15 protein-coding genes and 1 pseudogene are annotated in these 17,835 nt (G+C 66.5%); 7 read left to right on the forward strand and 9 right to left on the reverse strand.

Features of this window, described 5'->3' with window-relative positions:
* Nucleotides 1–7: 7 nt before the first annotated feature.
* Nucleotides 8–478, reverse strand: coding sequence for a MaoC/PaaZ C-terminal domain-containing protein (locus tag GORHZ_RS03895; protein ID WP_006330530.1), 471 nt, complete (start codon nt 476–478; stop codon nt 8–10).
* A gap of 18 nt (nt 479–496) precedes the next feature.
* Between GORHZ_RS03895 and GORHZ_RS03900 the strand changes: the two genes are divergently transcribed.
* A complete protein-coding gene (locus tag GORHZ_RS03900; protein ID WP_006330532.1) occupies nt 497–937 on the forward strand; it encodes a DUF1330 domain-containing protein in 441 nt (146 codons plus the stop codon).
* Between the two features lie 40 nt (nt 938–977).
* Here the strand turns inward: GORHZ_RS03900 and GORHZ_RS03905 are convergent, their stop codons facing one another.
* Genes GORHZ_RS03905 through GORHZ_RS03915 form a run of 3 tightly spaced genes read right to left on the reverse strand, consistent with a single transcriptional unit; the run spans nt 978 to nt 4,097 of the window.
* Nucleotides 978–1,853 (reverse strand): sugar phosphate isomerase/epimerase family protein, encoded by an 876-nt coding sequence (locus GORHZ_RS03905; protein WP_006330534.1) that lies wholly within the window; start codon nt 1,851–1,853, stop codon nt 978–980.
* Nucleotides 1,854–1,880: 27 nt separating this feature from the next.
* The gene (locus GORHZ_RS03910; protein ID WP_006330541.1) at nt 1,881–2,879 is read right to left on the reverse strand and encodes a sugar phosphate isomerase/epimerase family protein; all 999 of its coding nucleotides are present in this window, start codon (nt 2,877–2,879) and stop codon (nt 1,881–1,883) included.
* Between the two features lie 36 nt (nt 2,880–2,915).
* A complete protein-coding gene (locus GORHZ_RS03915) occupies nt 2,916–4,097 on the reverse strand; it encodes a Gfo/Idh/MocA family protein (RefSeq protein ID WP_006330543.1) in 1,182 nt (393 codons plus the stop codon).
* A 162-nt stretch (nt 4,098–4,259) separates the two neighbouring features.
* On the opposite strand from GORHZ_RS03915, the gene GORHZ_RS03920 reads away from it, so the two are divergent.
* On the forward strand, nt 4,260–5,282 hold the full coding sequence (locus GORHZ_RS03920) for a LacI family DNA-binding transcriptional regulator (protein ID WP_006330545.1): 1,023 nt from the start codon (nt 4,260–4,262) through the stop codon (nt 5,280–5,282).
* Here GORHZ_RS03920 and GORHZ_RS03925 read toward each other — a convergent pair.
* The gene (locus tag GORHZ_RS03925; protein ID WP_006330546.1) at nt 5,227–6,174 is read right to left on the reverse strand and encodes a helix-turn-helix transcriptional regulator; all 948 of its coding nucleotides are present in this window, start codon (nt 6,172–6,174) and stop codon (nt 5,227–5,229) included. The genes GORHZ_RS03920 and GORHZ_RS03925 overlap by 56 nt on opposite strands.
* Before the next feature lie 88 nt (nt 6,175–6,262).
* Between GORHZ_RS03925 and GORHZ_RS03930 the strand changes: the two genes are divergently transcribed.
* From GORHZ_RS03930 to GORHZ_RS03940, 3 genes are all read left to right on the forward strand, one after another.
* Nucleotides 6,263–6,853: a TIGR03086 family metal-binding protein gene (locus tag GORHZ_RS03930; protein WP_006330547.1), complete on the forward strand. Its 591-nt coding sequence runs from the start codon at nt 6,263–6,265 to the stop codon at nt 6,851–6,853.
* 43 nt (nt 6,854–6,896) lie between these two features.
* On the forward strand, nt 6,897–8,186 hold the full coding sequence (locus GORHZ_RS03935) for an MFS transporter (protein WP_006330548.1): 1,290 nt from the start codon (nt 6,897–6,899) through the stop codon (nt 8,184–8,186).
* 79 nt (nt 8,187–8,265) lie between these two features.
* On the forward strand, nt 8,266–9,738 hold the full coding sequence (locus tag GORHZ_RS03940; RefSeq protein WP_006330549.1) for an acyltransferase: 1,473 nt from the start codon (nt 8,266–8,268) through the stop codon (nt 9,736–9,738).
* Nucleotides 9,739–9,826: 88 nt separating this feature from the next.
* Here GORHZ_RS03940 and GORHZ_RS03945 read toward each other — a convergent pair whose 3' ends face one another.
* The gene (locus GORHZ_RS03945; protein WP_006330550.1) at nt 9,827–10,735 is read right to left on the reverse strand and encodes an SGNH/GDSL hydrolase family protein; all 909 of its coding nucleotides are present in this window, start codon (nt 10,733–10,735) and stop codon (nt 9,827–9,829) included.
* A 284-nt stretch (nt 10,736–11,019) separates the two neighbouring features.
* Between GORHZ_RS03945 and GORHZ_RS03950 the strand changes: the two are divergent.
* Nucleotides 11,020–12,517 (forward strand): annotated as a pseudogene (locus tag GORHZ_RS03950) (LVIVD repeat-containing protein).
* On the forward strand, nt 12,514–13,176 hold the full coding sequence (locus GORHZ_RS03955; protein WP_006330552.1) for a DUF305 domain-containing protein: 663 nt from the start codon (nt 12,514–12,516) through the stop codon (nt 13,174–13,176). The pseudogene GORHZ_RS03950 and the gene GORHZ_RS03955 overlap by 4 nt, the downstream one beginning before the upstream one ends.
* A gap of 21 nt (nt 13,177–13,197) precedes the next feature.
* Here the strand turns inward: GORHZ_RS03955 and GORHZ_RS03960 are convergent, their stop codons facing one another.
* The 3 genes from GORHZ_RS03960 to GORHZ_RS03970 form a co-directional block, all read right to left on the reverse strand.
* The gene (locus tag GORHZ_RS03960; protein ID WP_006330553.1) at nt 13,198–14,043 is read right to left on the reverse strand and encodes an enoyl-CoA hydratase-related protein; all 846 of its coding nucleotides are present in this window, start codon (nt 14,041–14,043) and stop codon (nt 13,198–13,200) included.
* Nucleotides 14,044–14,223: 180 nt separating this feature from the next.
* On the reverse strand, nt 14,224–16,770 hold the full coding sequence (locus tag GORHZ_RS03965) for an ATP-dependent Clp protease ATP-binding subunit (protein ID WP_006330555.1): 2,547 nt from the start codon (nt 16,768–16,770) through the stop codon (nt 14,224–14,226).
* A gap of 231 nt (nt 16,771–17,001) precedes the next feature.
* On the reverse strand, nt 17,002–17,763 hold the full coding sequence (locus GORHZ_RS03970) for a VOC family protein (RefSeq protein WP_040530098.1): 762 nt from the start codon (nt 17,761–17,763) through the stop codon (nt 17,002–17,004).
* Between the last annotated feature and the right edge of the window lie 72 nt (nt 17,764–17,835).

The following is a 17,835-nucleotide window of genomic DNA, read 5'->3' on the forward strand; positions in this document are numbered from 1 at the left end:
GAACCTCTCAGGAACGGGACCGGACGAAGAGTTCGACGACGGTCCGCAGGACCGGCCGGTTCTTCTGATTGACCATGATCGCGGTGCCGGTGACCAGGGCCCGTGCCCGGTCGTCGAAGACGATGTCGTCGATGACCATGGACCCGGTGAGGGTGTCGTCGGGCCGGACGGGGTGCAAGAACGCGACTTCGACCAGTCGGCGCCCCGCGATCACGCTCCAGGCGTCGAAGACGTCGCGCACCGCCAGCCGCTGAAAGACCGCGATTGTGTGGATCCCGCTCGCGATCAACCCACCGAACGCGCCCGCCGCCGCGATCTCGGCGTCGACGTGGAACCCCTGCGGGTCCCACTGTCGGGCGAAATCCAGGAGTTCGGCCTCGGTGACGGTGTGGGCACCGAGCTGGTACTCGTGACCGACCCGGAGATCCTCGGCAAAGACGACTGTGGGCTCAACGTGCACGCAGGCCAGGGTAACCATGTGCCTACAATTCGCATCATGAGCACTGATTCCGGCCTTCCTCCCGACGACCGTTGCACCGTCGATCCGCGCCGCGGACAGTTCGCACAGCTGTCGGCGTTGCCGCCGGACGAGCCGGTGACGATGCTCAATCTGCTCCGGTATCGCGAGGTGGCGGACTATTCGGGTGCCGAGGACCTCACACCGGTCGAGCCGATCACCGGCGCCGAGGCCTACCGGATCTACACCGAAGGAGCGATGCCACATCTGCGGGCGGCCGGCGCTCAGGTGATCTCCCACGGGCAGTGCGGTCCGACGGTGATCGGCCCCGCGGACGAAGAGTGGGATTCCATTCTGATCGTCCGCTACCCGAACCCGGCCGCATTCGTCGACATGGTGAAGGCCCCCGAGTACCAGTCGCTGTCGCGACACCGCACCGCTGCGCTGGCCGATGCGCGACTGATAGCAACCAGCGTCTGACCTCCGGGTGGTCCGGAGGTCAGACGCTGGTCCGCAGGTGCTACGCCCGGTATTTCTCGACGTAGCTGTTCATCGTCGCCAACTGGTAGCGCGAGACCTCGTGGGCGTTCTCGTCCTCGGCGAACACCGACGACACCATGACCGTGTCGTCGCGGTCGTAGAAGCCGAGTCCAGCCAGTCCGCCGAAGAACTCGTCCCAGTCCACATCACCATCGCCGATCTTGAGGTGCTGATGCACCCGGACCGGGTTGCCCGGCGGATTGGTGATGTAGCGTAAACCGTGCGAGCGGTGGTGGTCCATGGTGTCGGCGACGTGCACCAGCCGCAGCTTGTCGCCGGCCGCCGCCATGATCTCGGCCATGTTGCCACCCATGTGGAAGGTGTGGCAGGCGACGTACACCATGCCGATGTTGGGTGAGTTCACCCCGCGGATGATGCGGATCGCCTCGAGCCCGTCCTCCACGAAATCGTCGGGGTGCGGGTCGATCCGGACGTCGATGCCCTCGCTTTCGATGATCGGCAGCAACTCCTCCATGGACCGGAAGAAGGCCCGTTCGGATTCCTCCGGGCGTTCCGGGCGACCGGAGAACTCGGTGTTGATCACGTTCACGCCGAGGTCGACGGTGATCTGGATGACGCGTTTCCAGTTGCGGACCGCCGCTTCTCGCGCATCCTCGTCCGGTCCCGACCACCGCAGCACGGGCAACACCGAGGCGATCTGCACCCCCGCGTCAGCGCACGCCTTGCGGAACCGGGCGACCAGATCGTCGTCGGCGCGAGGGTGGTTGAAGAACGGGATGAAGTCCCGATGCGGCGTCAGCTGGAGGTACTCGTAGCCGAGGTCGGCGACCAGAGCCGGAAACTCCAGCAGGTCGTGACTGTGGTGAAACGGGGTGGGGTCCAGTGCGATTTTCATCGCTCTTCCCTTCTTGTGAGGTCCGGCTCAGTGGACCAGGGCGGAGTTGGCGGACTTCAGGTTTTCGGCCGCGACCTGCAGACCTTCGATCGGACCGAACTCGACGTCCTCGTGCTCGATGTTGACCCACATGTTCGGGTCGACCTTCTCCAGCGCCTGCAGGAAACGAGCCCAGAAACCGACATCATGGCCACGACCCACGGCGACGAAGTCCCACGCCGAGTCCTCCGGCCACTTGTTCACCACATGCTTTCCACCGAGCCCGGTGGGGTTTTCCGACAACGGGATTCGGGTGAACCGCTCATCGAGGACGCCGTAGATCTTGCAGTTCTCGTTGATCCGGGTGTCCTTGGCCGCAGCGTGGAAGACCAACGGGCCCAGCCATTCGATGGCCGCAACCGGGTCGATGCCCTGCCAGAACAGGTGCGACGGATCCATCTCCGCGCCCACGTGGGTGGCGCCGACCTTCTCGACGAGCCGCTTGAGCGTCGGCGGGTTGAACACCAGGTTCTGCGGATGCATCTCGATGGCGACCTTCACCCCGTTCTCCCGGGCCAACGCGTCGATCTCGGTCCAGAACGGCACCGCCACCTCATCCCACTGGTAATCGAGAGAGTCGAGATAGCCCGAGTCCCAGGTGTTCACATGCCACGCCGGCCACTGGCCGCCCGGATGCGCCTGCGGCAGACCGGACATCGTCACGACCCGGTCCACGCCGAGCAGACCCGCGACGCGGATCGCCTTGCGCAGGTCCTCGGCATCCTCGGGGCCCACCTCGGGGTCGGGATGCAGTGGGTTGCCGTTGCAGTTGAGGCCGGCGATCGACACCCCGGTGCCGTCGAAATTGGCGAGGTAGTCCGCCGCGGTGACCGCGCCCGACAGGAGGTCGTCGACGGGCAGGTGCGGGGTGGGCAGGAAGCCACCCGCGTTGATCTCCGCGCCGGTCAGACCCAGGGAGCCGATGATCTCCAGAGCCTCACGCAGCGGCTTGTCGTGCAGGATTGCGGTGTAGACGCCGAGCTTCATGATGATGTGTGCCTTTCTTGGTGATGAGCGGGTTGGTCAGGCGACCTTGACGGTGGCTCCGCCATTGGCGGCGGATTCGGCGATGGCGGCGACGACGCCCATGCTGTGCAGGCCGACGTCGAATCCGGGCAGCGGTCCGAGGACGTCGATGCCGGCGATCTGATCGAGGAACGCCCGAGACTGATAGGCGAACAACTCGGCCTTGCCGTGTCCGACACCGCCGGCATCCATCGGCAGGCCACCCTGGATGTAGGGGTGCTCGGGTCCGATGGTCACACGGCGCGGACCGTTGACCGCCGAGCGCACATCGTCGTTGGCGAGGTGGAACTCGGCGATGCGGGCGAGCTCCCACGAGGCCGAACCGCCGGTGCCGAACATCTCGAAGCCCAGACCGTCGGGCAGGCTGTGGGCGACGCGTGAGGCGGAGAAGGTGCCGGCCGCGCCGGTGCCGAAGGTGGCGGTGAAGGTGGCGACGTCCTCGTTCTCCACCGGTGCCTTCTCGTCGCTGACCGCACCCTTGGTGTGTCCGTAGGTGGTGCCGATCGGGACCGGGCGCTCGGTGATCACGGTGTGGAAGCGGGCGCCGGAGATCTCGGTGATCGGGCCGCAGATGTACTCCGACAGGTCGATGAGGTGGCTGCCGACGTCGGCGAGTGCGCCGGTGCCCGGGCCGCCGCGGTAGCGCCAGGTGATCGGGGAGGTCGGGTCGAGGGCGTAGTCGCACCAGTAGTGGCCGTTGAAGTGGACCAGGTCGCCGATGGTGCCGGCGGCCAGTTCGCGGCGGATCTGCTCGACGGCCGGTGAGCGACGGTAGGTGTAGCCGACGGCGGCGACGCTGTTCTCCGCGGCTGCGGCGGCTTCTACCATCGCCTCGGCGTCGGCCAGCGAGCCCGCCAGCGGCTTCTCGCAGAGCACGTGCTTGCCGGCGGCCAGCAGTCCCTCGACCATCTCGCGGTGCAGGTGGTTGGCGACGACGACGCTCACCGCATCGATGTCGGGTGCGTCTGCGATGGCCTTCCAGTCGTATTCGGCGCGGTCGTACCCGTATCGCTTGGCGGTGTCGTCGGCGACCGCGGCATTGGCATCCGCGATCGCGACCAGGCGCACGTCGGGCCGGTCGGTACCGAACAGCGTGCTCGCCATCCGGTAGCCCGCGGCGTGTGCGCGTCCTGCCATTCCGCCGCCGATGACGGCGACTCCGATCGTCTTCTCGGTCACTGAGCGTGTTCCTCGTGGCTCGGGCCGGCGGGATGTCCGGCGTGATCGTTCTCGGTTACTTTCCCGGTCTACTAAACCGGTCTAGTGCCATGTACTATGAGCGCAGTCACAGCGTCTGTCAAGCCCCTGGCGGGCAACCGCCGATTCGGAAAGGAACCACGGGTGACCAAACCATCCCGCCCGACCATGCAGGATGTCGCGGACAAGGTCGGCGTGTCCAAGGCGACGGTGTCATTGGTCTTCCGCAAGGCTCCCGGCGTCGGGGAGGACACGCGACGCGAGGTCTTGCAGGCTGCGGAGGATCTGGGTTATCGGATGAACCGCGCGGCGGCGCTGATGACCGCGCGCCGGTCTCACCTGATCGGTGTCGCCGTGGAGATCGGCAACGCCTTCCACGCGGAGATCGTCGAAAGCATCGTCGCCGCAGCCGATCTCGCCGGTTATGAGGTCGTTCTCGGAGCGGTGACCCCCACCCACGATGAACAGCGGGTCATCGAGACACTGATCGATTTCCGTTGCGAGGGAATGCTTCTCCTCGGCCCCGAGCTCGAGACGAAGGCGATCTCGGAGCTCGGGGAACGGCTGCCCACGGTCGTGATCGGGCGCCGCATCAGCGCAGGGTCGGTGGATGTCGTACGAACCAACGACGGCAAGGGCATCGCCGGTGTCGTCGACTATCTGGTCGGTCTCGGGCACCACCGGATCGTGCATGTCGCGGCCGGACCCGGCGTCATCGCAGCCGACCGGCGCAATGGGTTCCTGCGCGCGATGCGACGCCATGGTTTGACGACTGACGGGAACGTCGTCGACGCCGGCGACTTCACCGAGGAGTCCGGCATGCGTGCCGGGCACACGATTCTCGCCGGCGAGTTGCCGACCGCCGTCGTGTGCGCCAACGATCGCCTCGCGGTCGGTGTCCTCGACGTCCTGCGCCGCGCCGGCGTCGAGGTTCCCGGCGACGTGTCGGTGACCGGCTACGACGACAGCGTCCTCGCGCGACTGAGCCACGTCGATCTGACCACTGTCAGCCAGCAACCCAAGGCGCAGGCCGAACGGGCGATCGAGGCGGTCGTCGGGCGGCTCGACCGGGCCCGAACGGAACGGGTGTCGTCGACGCTTGTTCCGGAACTCATCGTCCGGGCGACAACGGCGCCTCCGCGATCGACATTGCTCTCGTCCGCATGATCTCCCGAAGCCAATCCGGTTCGACCATGACGTAGTCGCTTTCCAGGCACGCCATCCAGAGGACACGGGTAGCGTGTTGTCGATCCGCAAACCGGAGCCGTACCCGAACCCCACCGTCGTCGATATCCCCATCGGCGCCCCCGTCGGCGGCGAGTGCGAGGAAGCGGTCGACATCCTTTGCAGCACAGTCGATCACCACATCGATCGATTCGAAGGAAGCACGGAAGGCCGCGCGGTGGCGTGCCCACGCCTGTTCGAGATCCACCTCGTCATCCCGCTGCGCCGGTTCGTCGAGAACCTCGACATCCGACATACGGGATACTCGGTAGATCCGTTCCACACCTTGGGAATTCGCCACCAGATACCAGACATCTCCGGCGACGACGAGCCCGACCGGATCGAGGGTCCGCCCACCCGGTTCCGCACCGGGTCGTCGATAGACCAGGCGAATCCGCCGTCCGTCGAAAACGGCCTGCTGGACCGGTGCGAGAGCATCGAGTTTCTCGGGTGACCTCACGAATCCTTCGGGTCGCACCAGGACGCGTGCCGCAGCCCGGACCGCACGTGACCGATAGGCCTCCGGCATCGCCGCCGCCACCTTGCGCATCGCGGCGGCAAAGGCCGGCGAATCCAACCGGCCCGTGCCGGCCAGCAGCGATGTGGCCTCGTCGAGGGTGAGCCCGGTCAGGTCGGTGCGGTAGCCGGGTAGGAGGGCGAATCCGCCGTTCCGGCCGCGCTCGGCATAGACCGGGACTCCCGACAACGAAAGCGCGTCGATGTCCCGCAGAATCGTTCGCTCGGAGACGCCGAGTTTGTCGGCCATGGCGGCCGCGGTCATCCGGTCATGCTTCTTCAACAACATCAGCACAGCGAGTAGGCGTTCGGCACGCATACGAAGATCTTCTCTCAAAATCATGACAGTAGATGTCGTGATTTTGCGTTTGACTGGATTCCGACAGCCACACCGAAAGGAAACGACCATGACGACCGCCACGATCGCCGATCCGCGCCCCGCCTACGCCGCCGCCACCGCGTGGGCCACCCACCTCCTGGCCGGCGTGACCGATGACCAACTCGACGCGCCCACGCCGTGCGACGAGTTCGACGTCCGCACCCTTGCCGGTCACCTGATCGCGACCGCCGCTCGGGCCGTCGCGCTCGGTGAGGGCACCGACGTCTTCGCGGTCCCACGGATCGCCGATACCCACGACGCCACCGGCTACGCGGACCTCGTCGCCCGTGCGCAGAAGATCTGGGCCGACGACACCAAGCTCGCGGCGATGGTGAAGGTGCCGTGGGGCGAGGTACCCGGCGCCGGCGCCCTGTGGGGCTACGTCAACGAGACCCTGGTACACGGCTGGGACCTCGCAGTCGCGACCGGACAGGCGGCCGAGGCGGACCCGGCGATCGTCGAACCCGTGCTCACGATCGCACGCCGATTCATCCCGGCCGAGATCCGCGCCGACTCCGAGGTGCCGTTCGCTGCTGTCGTGGAACCGCGACCCGAGGCGGGTCCCACCGAACGCCTCGCCAACTGGAGTGGCCGCGACTCCGCCCCCTGGGTGAGCTGACCCGCGACAAGCTGGCCTCACGACGGGCATACGATGTCTCTCGATGACCGACGACCGATTACCCGAGGTAGCCGACTCGGGTAATCGGCAGTCACCGGCCGCCGAATTACCTCCGACCGGCGTATTCGCATCGCTGCGCAACCCGAATTACCGGCTGTTCTTCACAGGCCAGGCGGTGTCGCTGACCGGCACCTGGATGCAGATGACCGCCCAGGCGTGGCTGGTGCTCGTCCTGAGCGGCTCCGCCACGACGCTCGGCGCCATCGTCGCACTGCAGACACTGCCGGTGCTGATTCTCGGGCCGTACGCCGGCGTCGTCGCCGACCGTGTCGACCGCCGGCGGCTGATGATCACCCTGCAGACCGTGATGGGGCTCTTGGCCGGCGCGCTCGCCGTTCTCACGCTGGGCGGGTGGGTACAGGTCTGGCAGATCGGCACCCTGGCTGTCCTGCTCGGCCTCAACAACGCCTTCGAACTGCCGTCGCGGCAGGCATTCATTCACCAGATCGTCGGCATAGACCTGATCCGCAACGCGGTGACGCTCAACTCGGTGATGGTCAATGCCGCCCGCGCGATCGGGCCGGGTGTCGCCGGTGTCATCCTCGCCGCGGTGGGCGCCGGCTGGTGTTTCGCGATCAACGCGATCAGTTTTGTTGCGGTGGTCGTGTCGCTGCTGGCGATGAACACCGCGACCATCGCGCGTGAGGAACCCGTCGCCCGAGCCAGGGGGCAGTTCCGTGAGGGCCTGCGGTACGTGGCCGGCATCCCGGCCCTGTGGGTTCCGCTCGTGATGATGGCGTTGGTCGGCACGCTCGCCTATGAGTTTCCGGTGTCGCTGCCGGCGGCGGCGAAAGAGACCTTCGACGGCGGCCCGGAGGCGCTCGGCTTCATGACGTCGTCGATGGGCCTCGGTGCCGTGGTGGGCGGCCTGATCATCGCCGCCCGCGGCACCACCGGTGTGCGACCGCTCACCGTTGCCGCCGCCGGGTTCGGCGTCACGATCGCGATCACCGCCGCCGCCCCGACGCTACCGGTCGCGCTTGGCGCGCTGTTCTTCGTCGGCTGGCTGAGTGTGTCGTTCCTCTCAACCGGCAACGCGACCCTCCAGCTCAATGCCGATCCCCGAATGCGTGGGCGCGTGATGTCCCTGTGGTCGGTCGCGTTCATGGGCTCGACACCCATCGGCGGGCCGATCATCGGCGTGATCTGCGAGGCGGCCGGTGCCCGGGTCGGGCTCGGCGTCGGGGCGGCCGCCTGCTTCGCAGCCGCAATGCTCGGGGTGGCGATCTGGCGGCACCAGGCCGGCGACGAGAGCGCGTCGTCGCCCAATTGAGTCCTTCGTCGGCCGTGTGCGAGGACGTGATTTCCAGGAAGGTGGAGTACTCTCACCGCGAGTGTTCGGTTGTCACAGAATGATCACGGTGGCGCCGACCGAGGTCAGGAGGGCGACAATCGTTACCGAGCAACCCGCGACGGCCGCCCAAAAATCCGGCGATCCGGACGAAACGGGCGCGTCTGCGACGCCGGACCCCGCGGATCCGACGCCACCCAAACCTCGCCGTGACAAACATCTCTACCAGATCGACCTCGTGCGGTTGGTCACGTTCGCCGGAGTCATCCTCGACCACGTGATCCTGGGGATCGCCACCCAGGTGAACGTCGCGGCCGGTGGTGTCGGGCTCCTGCTGCGCTATACCCGCTACTCCTTCTTCGCGCTCACCGGGTTCGTCCTGACCTATCAGTACCGGCACCGCGATCTGCGGGCACGCACCTTCTGGCGGCGGCGCTACAAGCTGATCGGTCTGCCGTTCCTCGTGTGGAGCCTGTTCTACTGGGTCTACGGGCGCTACGAGACGGGCGGTGTCGACGCGCTGCAGGGGATCTTCGCCACCACCGGCGACATGACCCTTGCGCTCAAGAGCATCGCGTACGACCTCATCACCGGCAACGCCTGGTATCACCTGTACTTCCTGTCCGTGAGCATGCAGATCTACGCGGTCTTCCCCGGCGTGCTGTGGCTGCTGAAACGGACATGGGGCCGCCATCGCTACCTACTCGCGGTCAGCGGCGCGTTCCAGGCGCTGATGATGTACCTGATGGTGCGCCCACCGCTGCCCTTCTTCAGACACGGCCTGCAAGGCGAAGTGTGGAGTCACCTGGTCGTCACCATCATCCCGTACCAGTTCTTCGTGCTCGCCGGATGCGTCGCCGCCATGCACTACGAGGCCTTCCAGGGCTTCATGGTGCGGTGGCGGTGGGCGATCCTGGCCGCCGGCGCGGTGACCATCACGGCGACGCTGGTCTACTACACGCATGACGTCGAGTCCGGCGAGAGCATCTTCCGCGCCACCAACGTCTTCATGCTGCACAACTCGTTCGCCTACATCGCGATCATCCTGATCCTCTATGTGCTCGGCACGATGTGGCAGGACCGTCGGCGAGCCGGTTCGGTCACCGACACGGTGATGCGGACCGCGGCGGACCGTTCCTTCGGCATCTACCTCGCTCATGCGCTGGCGCTCGCCGCGCTAGAGCCGACGATCCACAAGTACATCGACCTCCCGCCGGGACTGCTGATCACCGTCAGCTTCATCGCCACGGTGGCGCTGACGGTGTTCATCGTCGAGGTGCTGCGCCGTAGCCCGATCAGCCTCATCACGACCGGCCGCAACCGGATCGACTGGCGCTCGCAGAACCCAGTCCGATCTGCTGTGGTCGGCGTCGCGGCGGTGCTCCTGGGTCTCGTCCTGCGCGGCGTGTTCACCATGCAGGCCGGGACACTCGTCGCCGCGACGGGCGCGCTGCTGATCGTCTCCGCCGCAGTCGTGTTCCGGCATCAGTGGGCCAACCGCGGCCACAACCTCTACACCGAGATCCCGGTCTGATCTCTTCGCCGAGGCGGGCCGATCGTCTGAAGTGAGTTCCGCATCGCGGAGCTCACTTCAGACGCTCTCCGTGGTGATCTTCAGACGGTCAGCCGCGCAGCGCGCTGAGCACGAGTTGGGCGACCGCTTCGCGTCCACGCCGGTTCGGGTGATACGCCACGGGGAACTGGAGCCCACGGACCCACGGATCGGGTGAACACGCGGCGTGCGCGGCACCGGCCCGCGACGCGCTGATCAGTCGGACCCCGCTCACCCGCGCTGCGCGGGCGGTGGCGATCGTGAGCCCGTCGAAGATCCGGACGGTCTGCGTGGCCTGCTGCGGCGTCAACGGCACCAACGGACACCGGGTCGCCCGCGCGTCGAGCACCGGCGTGTAATCGACGAGGAGGATCTCCGCGTGGGGTGCGCGCAGCCGGACGGCCGCGATCAGCTCGACCATCGAGCGTTCCACCGCGGCGTAGTCGGCGGGCATGGGCGCGGGAGGTGCCGCGCGACGGTGCAGACAGCGACGCAGGTGTGTGAACCGGGCCCTCACATTGGCGCAGCTCCAGCTGAGAAGGCGACCGATGTAGTCGATGTCGTTGCCGCCGGTGGTGATCGTCACCAGGTCGGTGTCGGGGGTGACCGCGTCGATCTGCGGCCGGTCGGCGAACGGGCGCTGAGGTGTGTTCAGGATGTTCGCGGTGGTGGCACCCGAACAGGTCACGTCGGTCAGCCGCATGCGGTGGGCCGCGGCCACCCGATGCGGGTAGTCGTCGGTGGTGCGGAAGCACCGCACGTCGGCGATGGGTGCCGCGCCCGGGCCCGCGGCATACGAGCTCCCCAGCGCCACATACTTCCGGCCGGGTTTGATCCAGACGTCGATATGCGACGAGCCGAGCGCCCGCGCCGGCGGGGCGACCACCTCGGTCGCCGCGGTCCCCGGAATCACGACGGCGGCAACCGCGGCCGCTGCGACGACGATTGTCGCGATCCGGGACAGCAGCGGTCGACGCATTGGCACAGTTTCACACACGCCCACGCGCCCGTCTGGACGGGCACGCTGACCCGCGCGGACATGCGATGCGGCACACGTCTTGAAATTGCATTTCTTCTCCCGGAGAACCAAGTTCTTCGAACCGCCGAACTGGGTCGCCTGACCGACTAGGGTCGACGTCCAACCAAGACCGCAAGACTCTGGGGGGAGCGGGTATGTCACATCATCGGGGTATAGGCCGCCCAGACAGCCCGCGGATGGTCCGCAAGACCGTCCTGGCAACTACCGTGGCAACCGCCACGGTCATGGTCGCCACGCTCGGCGCCGTTCCCGCCGAAGCAACGACCCATTACTACCCGGACATATCGGAGACGTCGGTCCCCAAGGCTGTCTGCGGTCCCGGTTCACTGCCCGAACCCGGCCTACAGGGCGACGTCAGCGCCGAGGACCGCAACTCCGGCCGGAGCCGTCTCGGCTACCGCTGCAACATCACCAAGCTCGGCAACGTCCGCGGCGCCGGTGGCGGCATCGTGTCGGTCACCTTCGATCACTGCAGCTACACCGGCAGTCTGTTCCCGGGCACCAACCTGGTCCCGCAACCCGGTGTACAGGTCGTGGACGTCTCGAACCCGCGTAGACCCCGGGTCGCCGGATCACTCGACGAGCCGGCGATGCGCGGCGGCACGTGGGAGACGTTGAAGGTCAACCACAAACGCAAGTTGCTGGCCGCCACCTCGGTGCCACTGCTGTGGGGCGGCGGATTCTTCTCCGTTTACGACATCTCCGACTGCGAACATCCGCGACTGCTCAACCGTGGTGCCGGAACCAAGACTCCGTTGCCATTCGACTCCCACGAGGGGGGTTTCTCCCCCGATGGGCGGACCTACTGGGCATCGGGCATCTTTCCGGGCCATCTGAGCGCCATAGACATCTCGAATCCGGCCGCACCGACGGTGATCTGGCAGGGTCTGCACAGTGTCCTCGGGCACGGGTTCGGCATCTCACCCAACGGGAACCGGATGTACCTGTCGAACGCTGCCGGCATCACCGTCCTCGACATCAGCGACATCCAGAAACGCAAGCCCTACCCCCGGGTGCCGCACGTGGCGGCCTATCTCTGGCCCGACGGGCAGGTCAACCAGCACACGATCCCGGTGACCTACGGCGGCAACCCCTACATCCTGACCGCCGACGAACTCGGTTCCGGTGGTGTCAAGGTGTTCGACGTCACGAAGCCGAACCGCCCGCGGTACGTGTCGCAGATCAAACTAGAGATCAATCTCCCGGAGAACCTCGACACCAACCTGCGCTCCTCGATGGGCGGCAGCGTATTCAACAGCAATCCGCATTATTGTTCGGCGGATCGACCCCACAACCCGACGGCACTGGCCTGTTCATGGGAGTCGTCGGGCATCCGTGTCTTCGACATCCGCGACCCGCACAAGATCTCCGAGATCGCGTACTACAACCCACCGGCGCAGAAAGGCGCCACGATCGTCGACCTGCCCAATTCCGCCCACGTCCTCGCATCGATATCCGGTGCGCCGGCCGTCGAGTTCCTGAGTTTCGGGATGTCGGTGCTCAACGGCAAGGTGCGCCTCGATCAGGCGATCGGTCCGCGGACCGCGGACCGGGATGATCGTGGGCGGTGACATGGCGACCGACTGGTGTTTCTCCCCACCGGAGTTCCACGGCAACCAGATCTGGACCACGTGTTCCGACGGCGGGTTCTATGCGCTCGCACTCAGCCCGCGGGTCTACACGCCACCGGCCGACCAGGAATCCACACTGGGGACGACGTGACCGCGCGTCGCGTGATCGCTGCACTCGGCGTCGTCGTGGCTGTCACCGCGGCGTTGACCATCGGCGGGGTCCTCGGCGCCGCATGGCAGGACCATCGGACATCCGCCGACCGCTCACACAACCCCAGCGCGACCGACATCGGGTTCGCCCAGGACATGTCGGTCCACCACGATCAGGCGATCCTGATGGGCCGCTCCCTGTCCCGGGACGTGGCACCGGACGTGAGCGGTCTGGCAGACCGGATCGTCGCCGCGCAGACCGCCGAGGTGGCTCGGATGCGCGCGATGCTCTTATGGTTCGGTGCGCCGCTGACGTCATCGACACCGATGGCCTGGATGACCGACGCGAGCGGACATGGTCACCGCACGATGGGGACATCGACCTCCGAAGAGCCCCGGATGGAGGGGATGGCCGGCATCGGCGAACTCACCAGACTGGCCAACCTACACGGACGTGCGGCGGAGATCCTGTTCCTGCAGTTGATGATCCGCCACCACGAGGGCGGACTCACCATGGCGGTGGCCACGCACAACGATCCGACCGCGAGCGAGACGACGAGGGCAATGGCGCTCACGATGATCGGTGAGCAAGGCGACGAGATCGGCCGAATGACCATGCTGCTGCGTGATCGAGGCGCACAACCGCTCCCCCATCCGTGAACCCGCCAACACGGGTCTGCGTCAGAAGATCTGCGGCAGGTCCGTCGAGACGCGATCGGTGAACGTCGCAGGCCGCTTCTCGAGGAACGAGGTCACGCCTTCGGCCACGTCGGCCATAGTGCCTCGGTAGTAAATGGCCTTCGAATCCGCCTCGTGCGCGACCCACGGGCTCGGCGCACCCGCCATCCGCCATAACAACTGCCGGGTCAGGGCCACCGACACCGGGGCGGTGCCCGACGTCATCTCCCGAGCCACCGCGATCGCGGTCTTGAGCACCTCGTCCTTGGGCACCACCTGCTGCACGAGTCCACGATCGTGCGCCTCGGCGACCGGGACCATCTTGGCCCCCATCGTCCACTGCAACGCGGTGGGCAAGCCCACGAGTTTCGGCAGGAACCACGACGACGCGGCCTCCGGAACCAGCCCCCGCTGGGCGAAGACGAAGCCGAACCTGGCGTCCTCCGATGCGACCCGGACGTCGGCGGGCAGCGTCATGGTGACACCCACGCCGGCCGACGGACCGTTGATGGCCATGACGACGGGTTTGAGCGAGGCGAAGATGCGCAGCGTGACCTGGCCACCCATGTCACGCGGGACCGCTCCGGGCTCTTCCTGCTCGAGTTCGAAGGTGGTGGCTCCTCCGCCGAGGTCGGCACCCGCGCAGAATGCACGCCCGGTCCCGGTGATCACCACGGCCCGGATCGTGTCGTCGGCGTCGGTCTCGTCGAAAACGGCAATCAACTCCTTCCCCATCTGATAAGTGAAGGCGTTGAGCCGGTCGGGGCGGTTGAGTCGGATGATCGCGATCTCGTCGTCGCGTTCGAGGACGATGTGCTTTTCGTCGGTCTGTTCGGTGAGAGAGGTCACCGGATCAACCTACGCGATGACCGAGCGAGCGTTCAGACGGTTGGGGTGGGAGTCGTGGGAGTGGTCTCGATACACCTCCTCACTACGTTCGTCGGCACTCGACCAGCGGAAGGAGGGGTGAGAAGGACGACGGCGGCGCCACCCGAGGGTGACGCCGCCGTCGTTGTTGTTCAGTTGTGGTTAGCCGGTCTCGCCCTTGGAGTCGCCGGCCTTGGTCAGCTCGGCGGGGGCGTCGGGCACCTCGCGCGGCTTGGCCGAGCCGGTGAAGGTGAACTTGGCGCTTTCGCCGTCGTCCTCGCCGTCCCAGCCCTCGACGTCGACCAGCACGATCTGTCCGGCGTGAATCTCGTTGAAGAGGATCTTCTCCGACAGCTGGTCCTCGACCTCGCGCTGGATGGTGCGACGCAGCGGCCGGGCACCGAGCACCGGGTCGAACCCGCGCCTGGCGAGCAGGTTCTTGGCCTTCTCGGTGAGCTCGAGCGCCATGTCCTTGTTCTTCAACTGCGCCTCGACCCGGCCGATCATCAGGTCGACCATCTCGATGATCTCCTGCTGCGTCAGCTGGTGGAAGACGATGACGTCGTCGATACGGTTGAGGAACTCGGGCCGGAAGTGCTTCTTGAGCTCGTCGTTGACCTTGAGCTTCATCCGCTCGTAGTTCGACGTCGAGTCGTCACCCTTCGTGAAGCCCAGTCCCACGGCCTTGGAGATGTCGGAAGTACCGAGGTTCGAGGTGAAGATCAGCACGGTGTTCTTGAAGTCGACCGTGCGTCCCTGACCGTCGGTGAGGCGGCCGTCCTCGAGGACCTGCAGCAGCGTGTTGTAGATCTCCGAGTGGGCCTTCTCGATCTCGTCGAACAGCACCACCGAGAACGGCTTGCGGCGCACCTTCTCGGTGAGCTGGCCGCCCTCTTCGTAGCCGACGTAGCCGGGAGGGGCACCGAACAGCCGCGACGCGGTGAACCGGTCGTGGAACTCGCCCATGTCGATCTGGATGAGCGCGTCGTCCTCGCCGAACAGGAAGTTCGCCAGTGCCTTGGACAGCTCGGTCTTACCGACGCCGGACGGGCCGGCGAAGATGAACGAGCCCGACGGACGCTTGGGGTCCTTCAGACCGGCGCGGGTGCGGCGGATGGCCTTGGAGACGGCCTTGACCGCATCCTCCTGGCCGATGATCCGCTTGTGCAGTTCCTCCTCCATGCGGAGCAGACGGGTGGTCTCCTCCTCGGTGAGCTTGAACACCGGGATACCGGTCCAGTTGCCCAGCACCTCGGCGATCTGCTCGTCGTCGACCTCGGCCACGACGTCCATGTCACCGCTGCGCCACTGCTTCTCACGGTCGGCACGCTCGTTGACGAGCTGCTTCTCCTTGTCGCGCAGTCGGGCCGCCTTCTCGAAGTCCTGCGCGTCGATCGCGGACTCCTTCTCCTTGCGCGCTTCGGCGATCCGGTCATCGAATTCCCGCAGGTCTGGCGGCGCGGTCATCCGGCGGATGCGCATCCGCGCGCCCGCCTCGTCGATGAGGTCGATCGCCTTGTCCGGCAGGAATCGGTCGTTGATGTAGCGGTCGGCCAGCGTCGCGGCGGCGACGAGCGCACCGTCGGTGATGGACACCCGGTGGTGGCTCTCGTAGCGGTCGCGCAGACCCTTGAGGATCTCGATGGTGTGCTCGACCGACGGCTCGCCGACCTGCACCGGCTGGAACCGGCGCTCGAGTGCGGCGTCCTTCTCGATGTACTTGCGGTACTCGTCGAGGGTGGTGGCACCGATGGTCTGCAGTTCGCCGCGGGCCAGCTTCGGCTTGAGGATGCTGGCGGCGTCGATCGCACCCTCGGCGGCACCCGCTCCGACCAGCGTGTGCAGCTCGTCGATGAACAGGATGATGTCGCCGCGGGTGTTGATCTCCTTGAGCACCTTCTTCAGGCGTTCCTCGAAGTCACCGCGGTAGCGGCTGCCGGCCACCAACGACCCGAGGTCGAGGGTGTAGAGCTGCTTGTCCTTCAGCGTCTCGGGCACCTGGCCGTTGACGATGGCCTGGGCGAGACCCTCGACTACGGCGGTCTTGCCGACGCCGGGCTCGCCGATCAGCACCGGGTTGTTCTTGGTGCGGCGGCTCAGCACCTGCATGACCCGCTCGATCTCCTTCTCGCGGCCGATGACGGGGTCGAGTTTGCCCTCGCCCGCGGCGGCGGTCAGGTTTCTGCCGAACTGGTCGAGCACCAGCGAGGTCGACGGGGTGCCGGACTCGGTGCTGCGACCGCCGGTACCTGCCTCCTGCGGCTCCTTGCCCTGGTAACCCGACAGCAGCTGGATGACCTGCTGACGGACCCGGTTGAGGTCGGCGCCCAGCTTGACCAGCACCTGAGCGGCCACGCCCTCACCCTCGCGGATCAGGCCGAGGAGGATGTGCTCGGTGCCGATGTAGTTGTGGCCGAGCTGCAGCGCCTCACGCAGCGACAGCTCGAGCACCTTCTTGGCGCGCGGCGTGAACGGGATGTGTCCCGACGGTGCCTGCTGACCCTGGCCGATGATTTCCTCGACCTGGCTGCGGACACCCTCGAGAGAGATCCCGAGCGACTCGAGCGCCTTGGCGGCGACACCCTCACCCTCGTGGATCAAACCCAGGAGGATGTGCTCGGTGCCGATGTAGTTGTGGTTGAGCATCCGCGCTTCTTCTTGGGCGAGCACGACGACTCGTCGAGCGCGGTCGGTGAACCGTTCGAACATTGTTCTCCCTCACGTTGCTTGCGCCCCGGCCGTCGGTGACCACAGCGGCGTCGACTGCAGCGGTGTCGTGTATGACGACCAGCCTGCTTCCACTCTAGTGGTCGCTTTCAATGCAGCTACAGTTAACGACGATCGAGAATCGTTTCCGTGACCGTCACGGCGGGGGTCTGCGCAGTACAACCGCCCACGTAGGTGCCGTGTTCCTCCCCCGCTACGCCGAGAGCGAACGCATCATTTCGCGTGGACCGCGATGACGTTTCCGGACGGATCGGTGAACCAGGCGATATCGGGGCCGCGTCCGCCTCCCCGTGCGATACCCCGCTCGTCCTGGTCGAAACCGTCGTATCGGAGGAATTCCACGCCCCGGCCCGCGAGGTCGTCGACGGCGCGCTCGAGGTCGTCGACGGGAAGGTTCAGGATCGTGTGCGTCGCCGGCTCGTGGTCGGGTTTGGGGTAGACGAGCACCGTGGTACCGCGGTTGATCCGGATGCCCAGCACGCCCACCGGGAACCGCAGCACCCGCATGCCGAGGACCTCTCGGTAGAAGGCGTCGGCGGCGTCGAGGTCGCGCACAGCGAATCCGCTGTACGGCGAGGTCGGGTTGGCGCTCATCTCGGCCTCGAACTCGTCGGCGAGCCGCACGATCTGCAGCCAGTTGCCGTCGGGGTCCTTCACCGTGCCGAAGTAGGTGCCTCCACCCTTGTCCTCGAGCGCGCTGACCCATTCGGCGCCGAGCGCGTCGATGCGGGCGGCCGTGGCCAGTGGGTCGTCGACCTCGACGTTGAGGATCGCTCGCGCGCCCCCGGTGTTCGGCCCGGACACGTCGTCGCGTTTGTCGAACATGATGTAGAAGCCGTCGAGTTCGATGATGTCGTAGCCGGGCCCGTCCGAGACGGTGCCGATCCGCGCCTCGAACACGGTGGCGTACCACCGGGCGAGGGCATGGGGGTCGTCGCTGGACAGCAGCATGGAGCCGATCGTTGCGGTAGCCATACCCGGGTAGACCACTCACAGGTCTGGGAGTCATCGGTTCATGTGCTCCGGCTCGGCAGAAATTTCTGCCGA

The sequence above is a fragment of the Gordonia rhizosphera NBRC 16068 genome (genome assembly GCF_000298195.1).
In the GTDB taxonomy this organism is placed as follows: domain Bacteria; phylum Actinomycetota; class Actinomycetes; order Mycobacteriales; family Mycobacteriaceae; genus Gordonia; species Gordonia rhizosphera.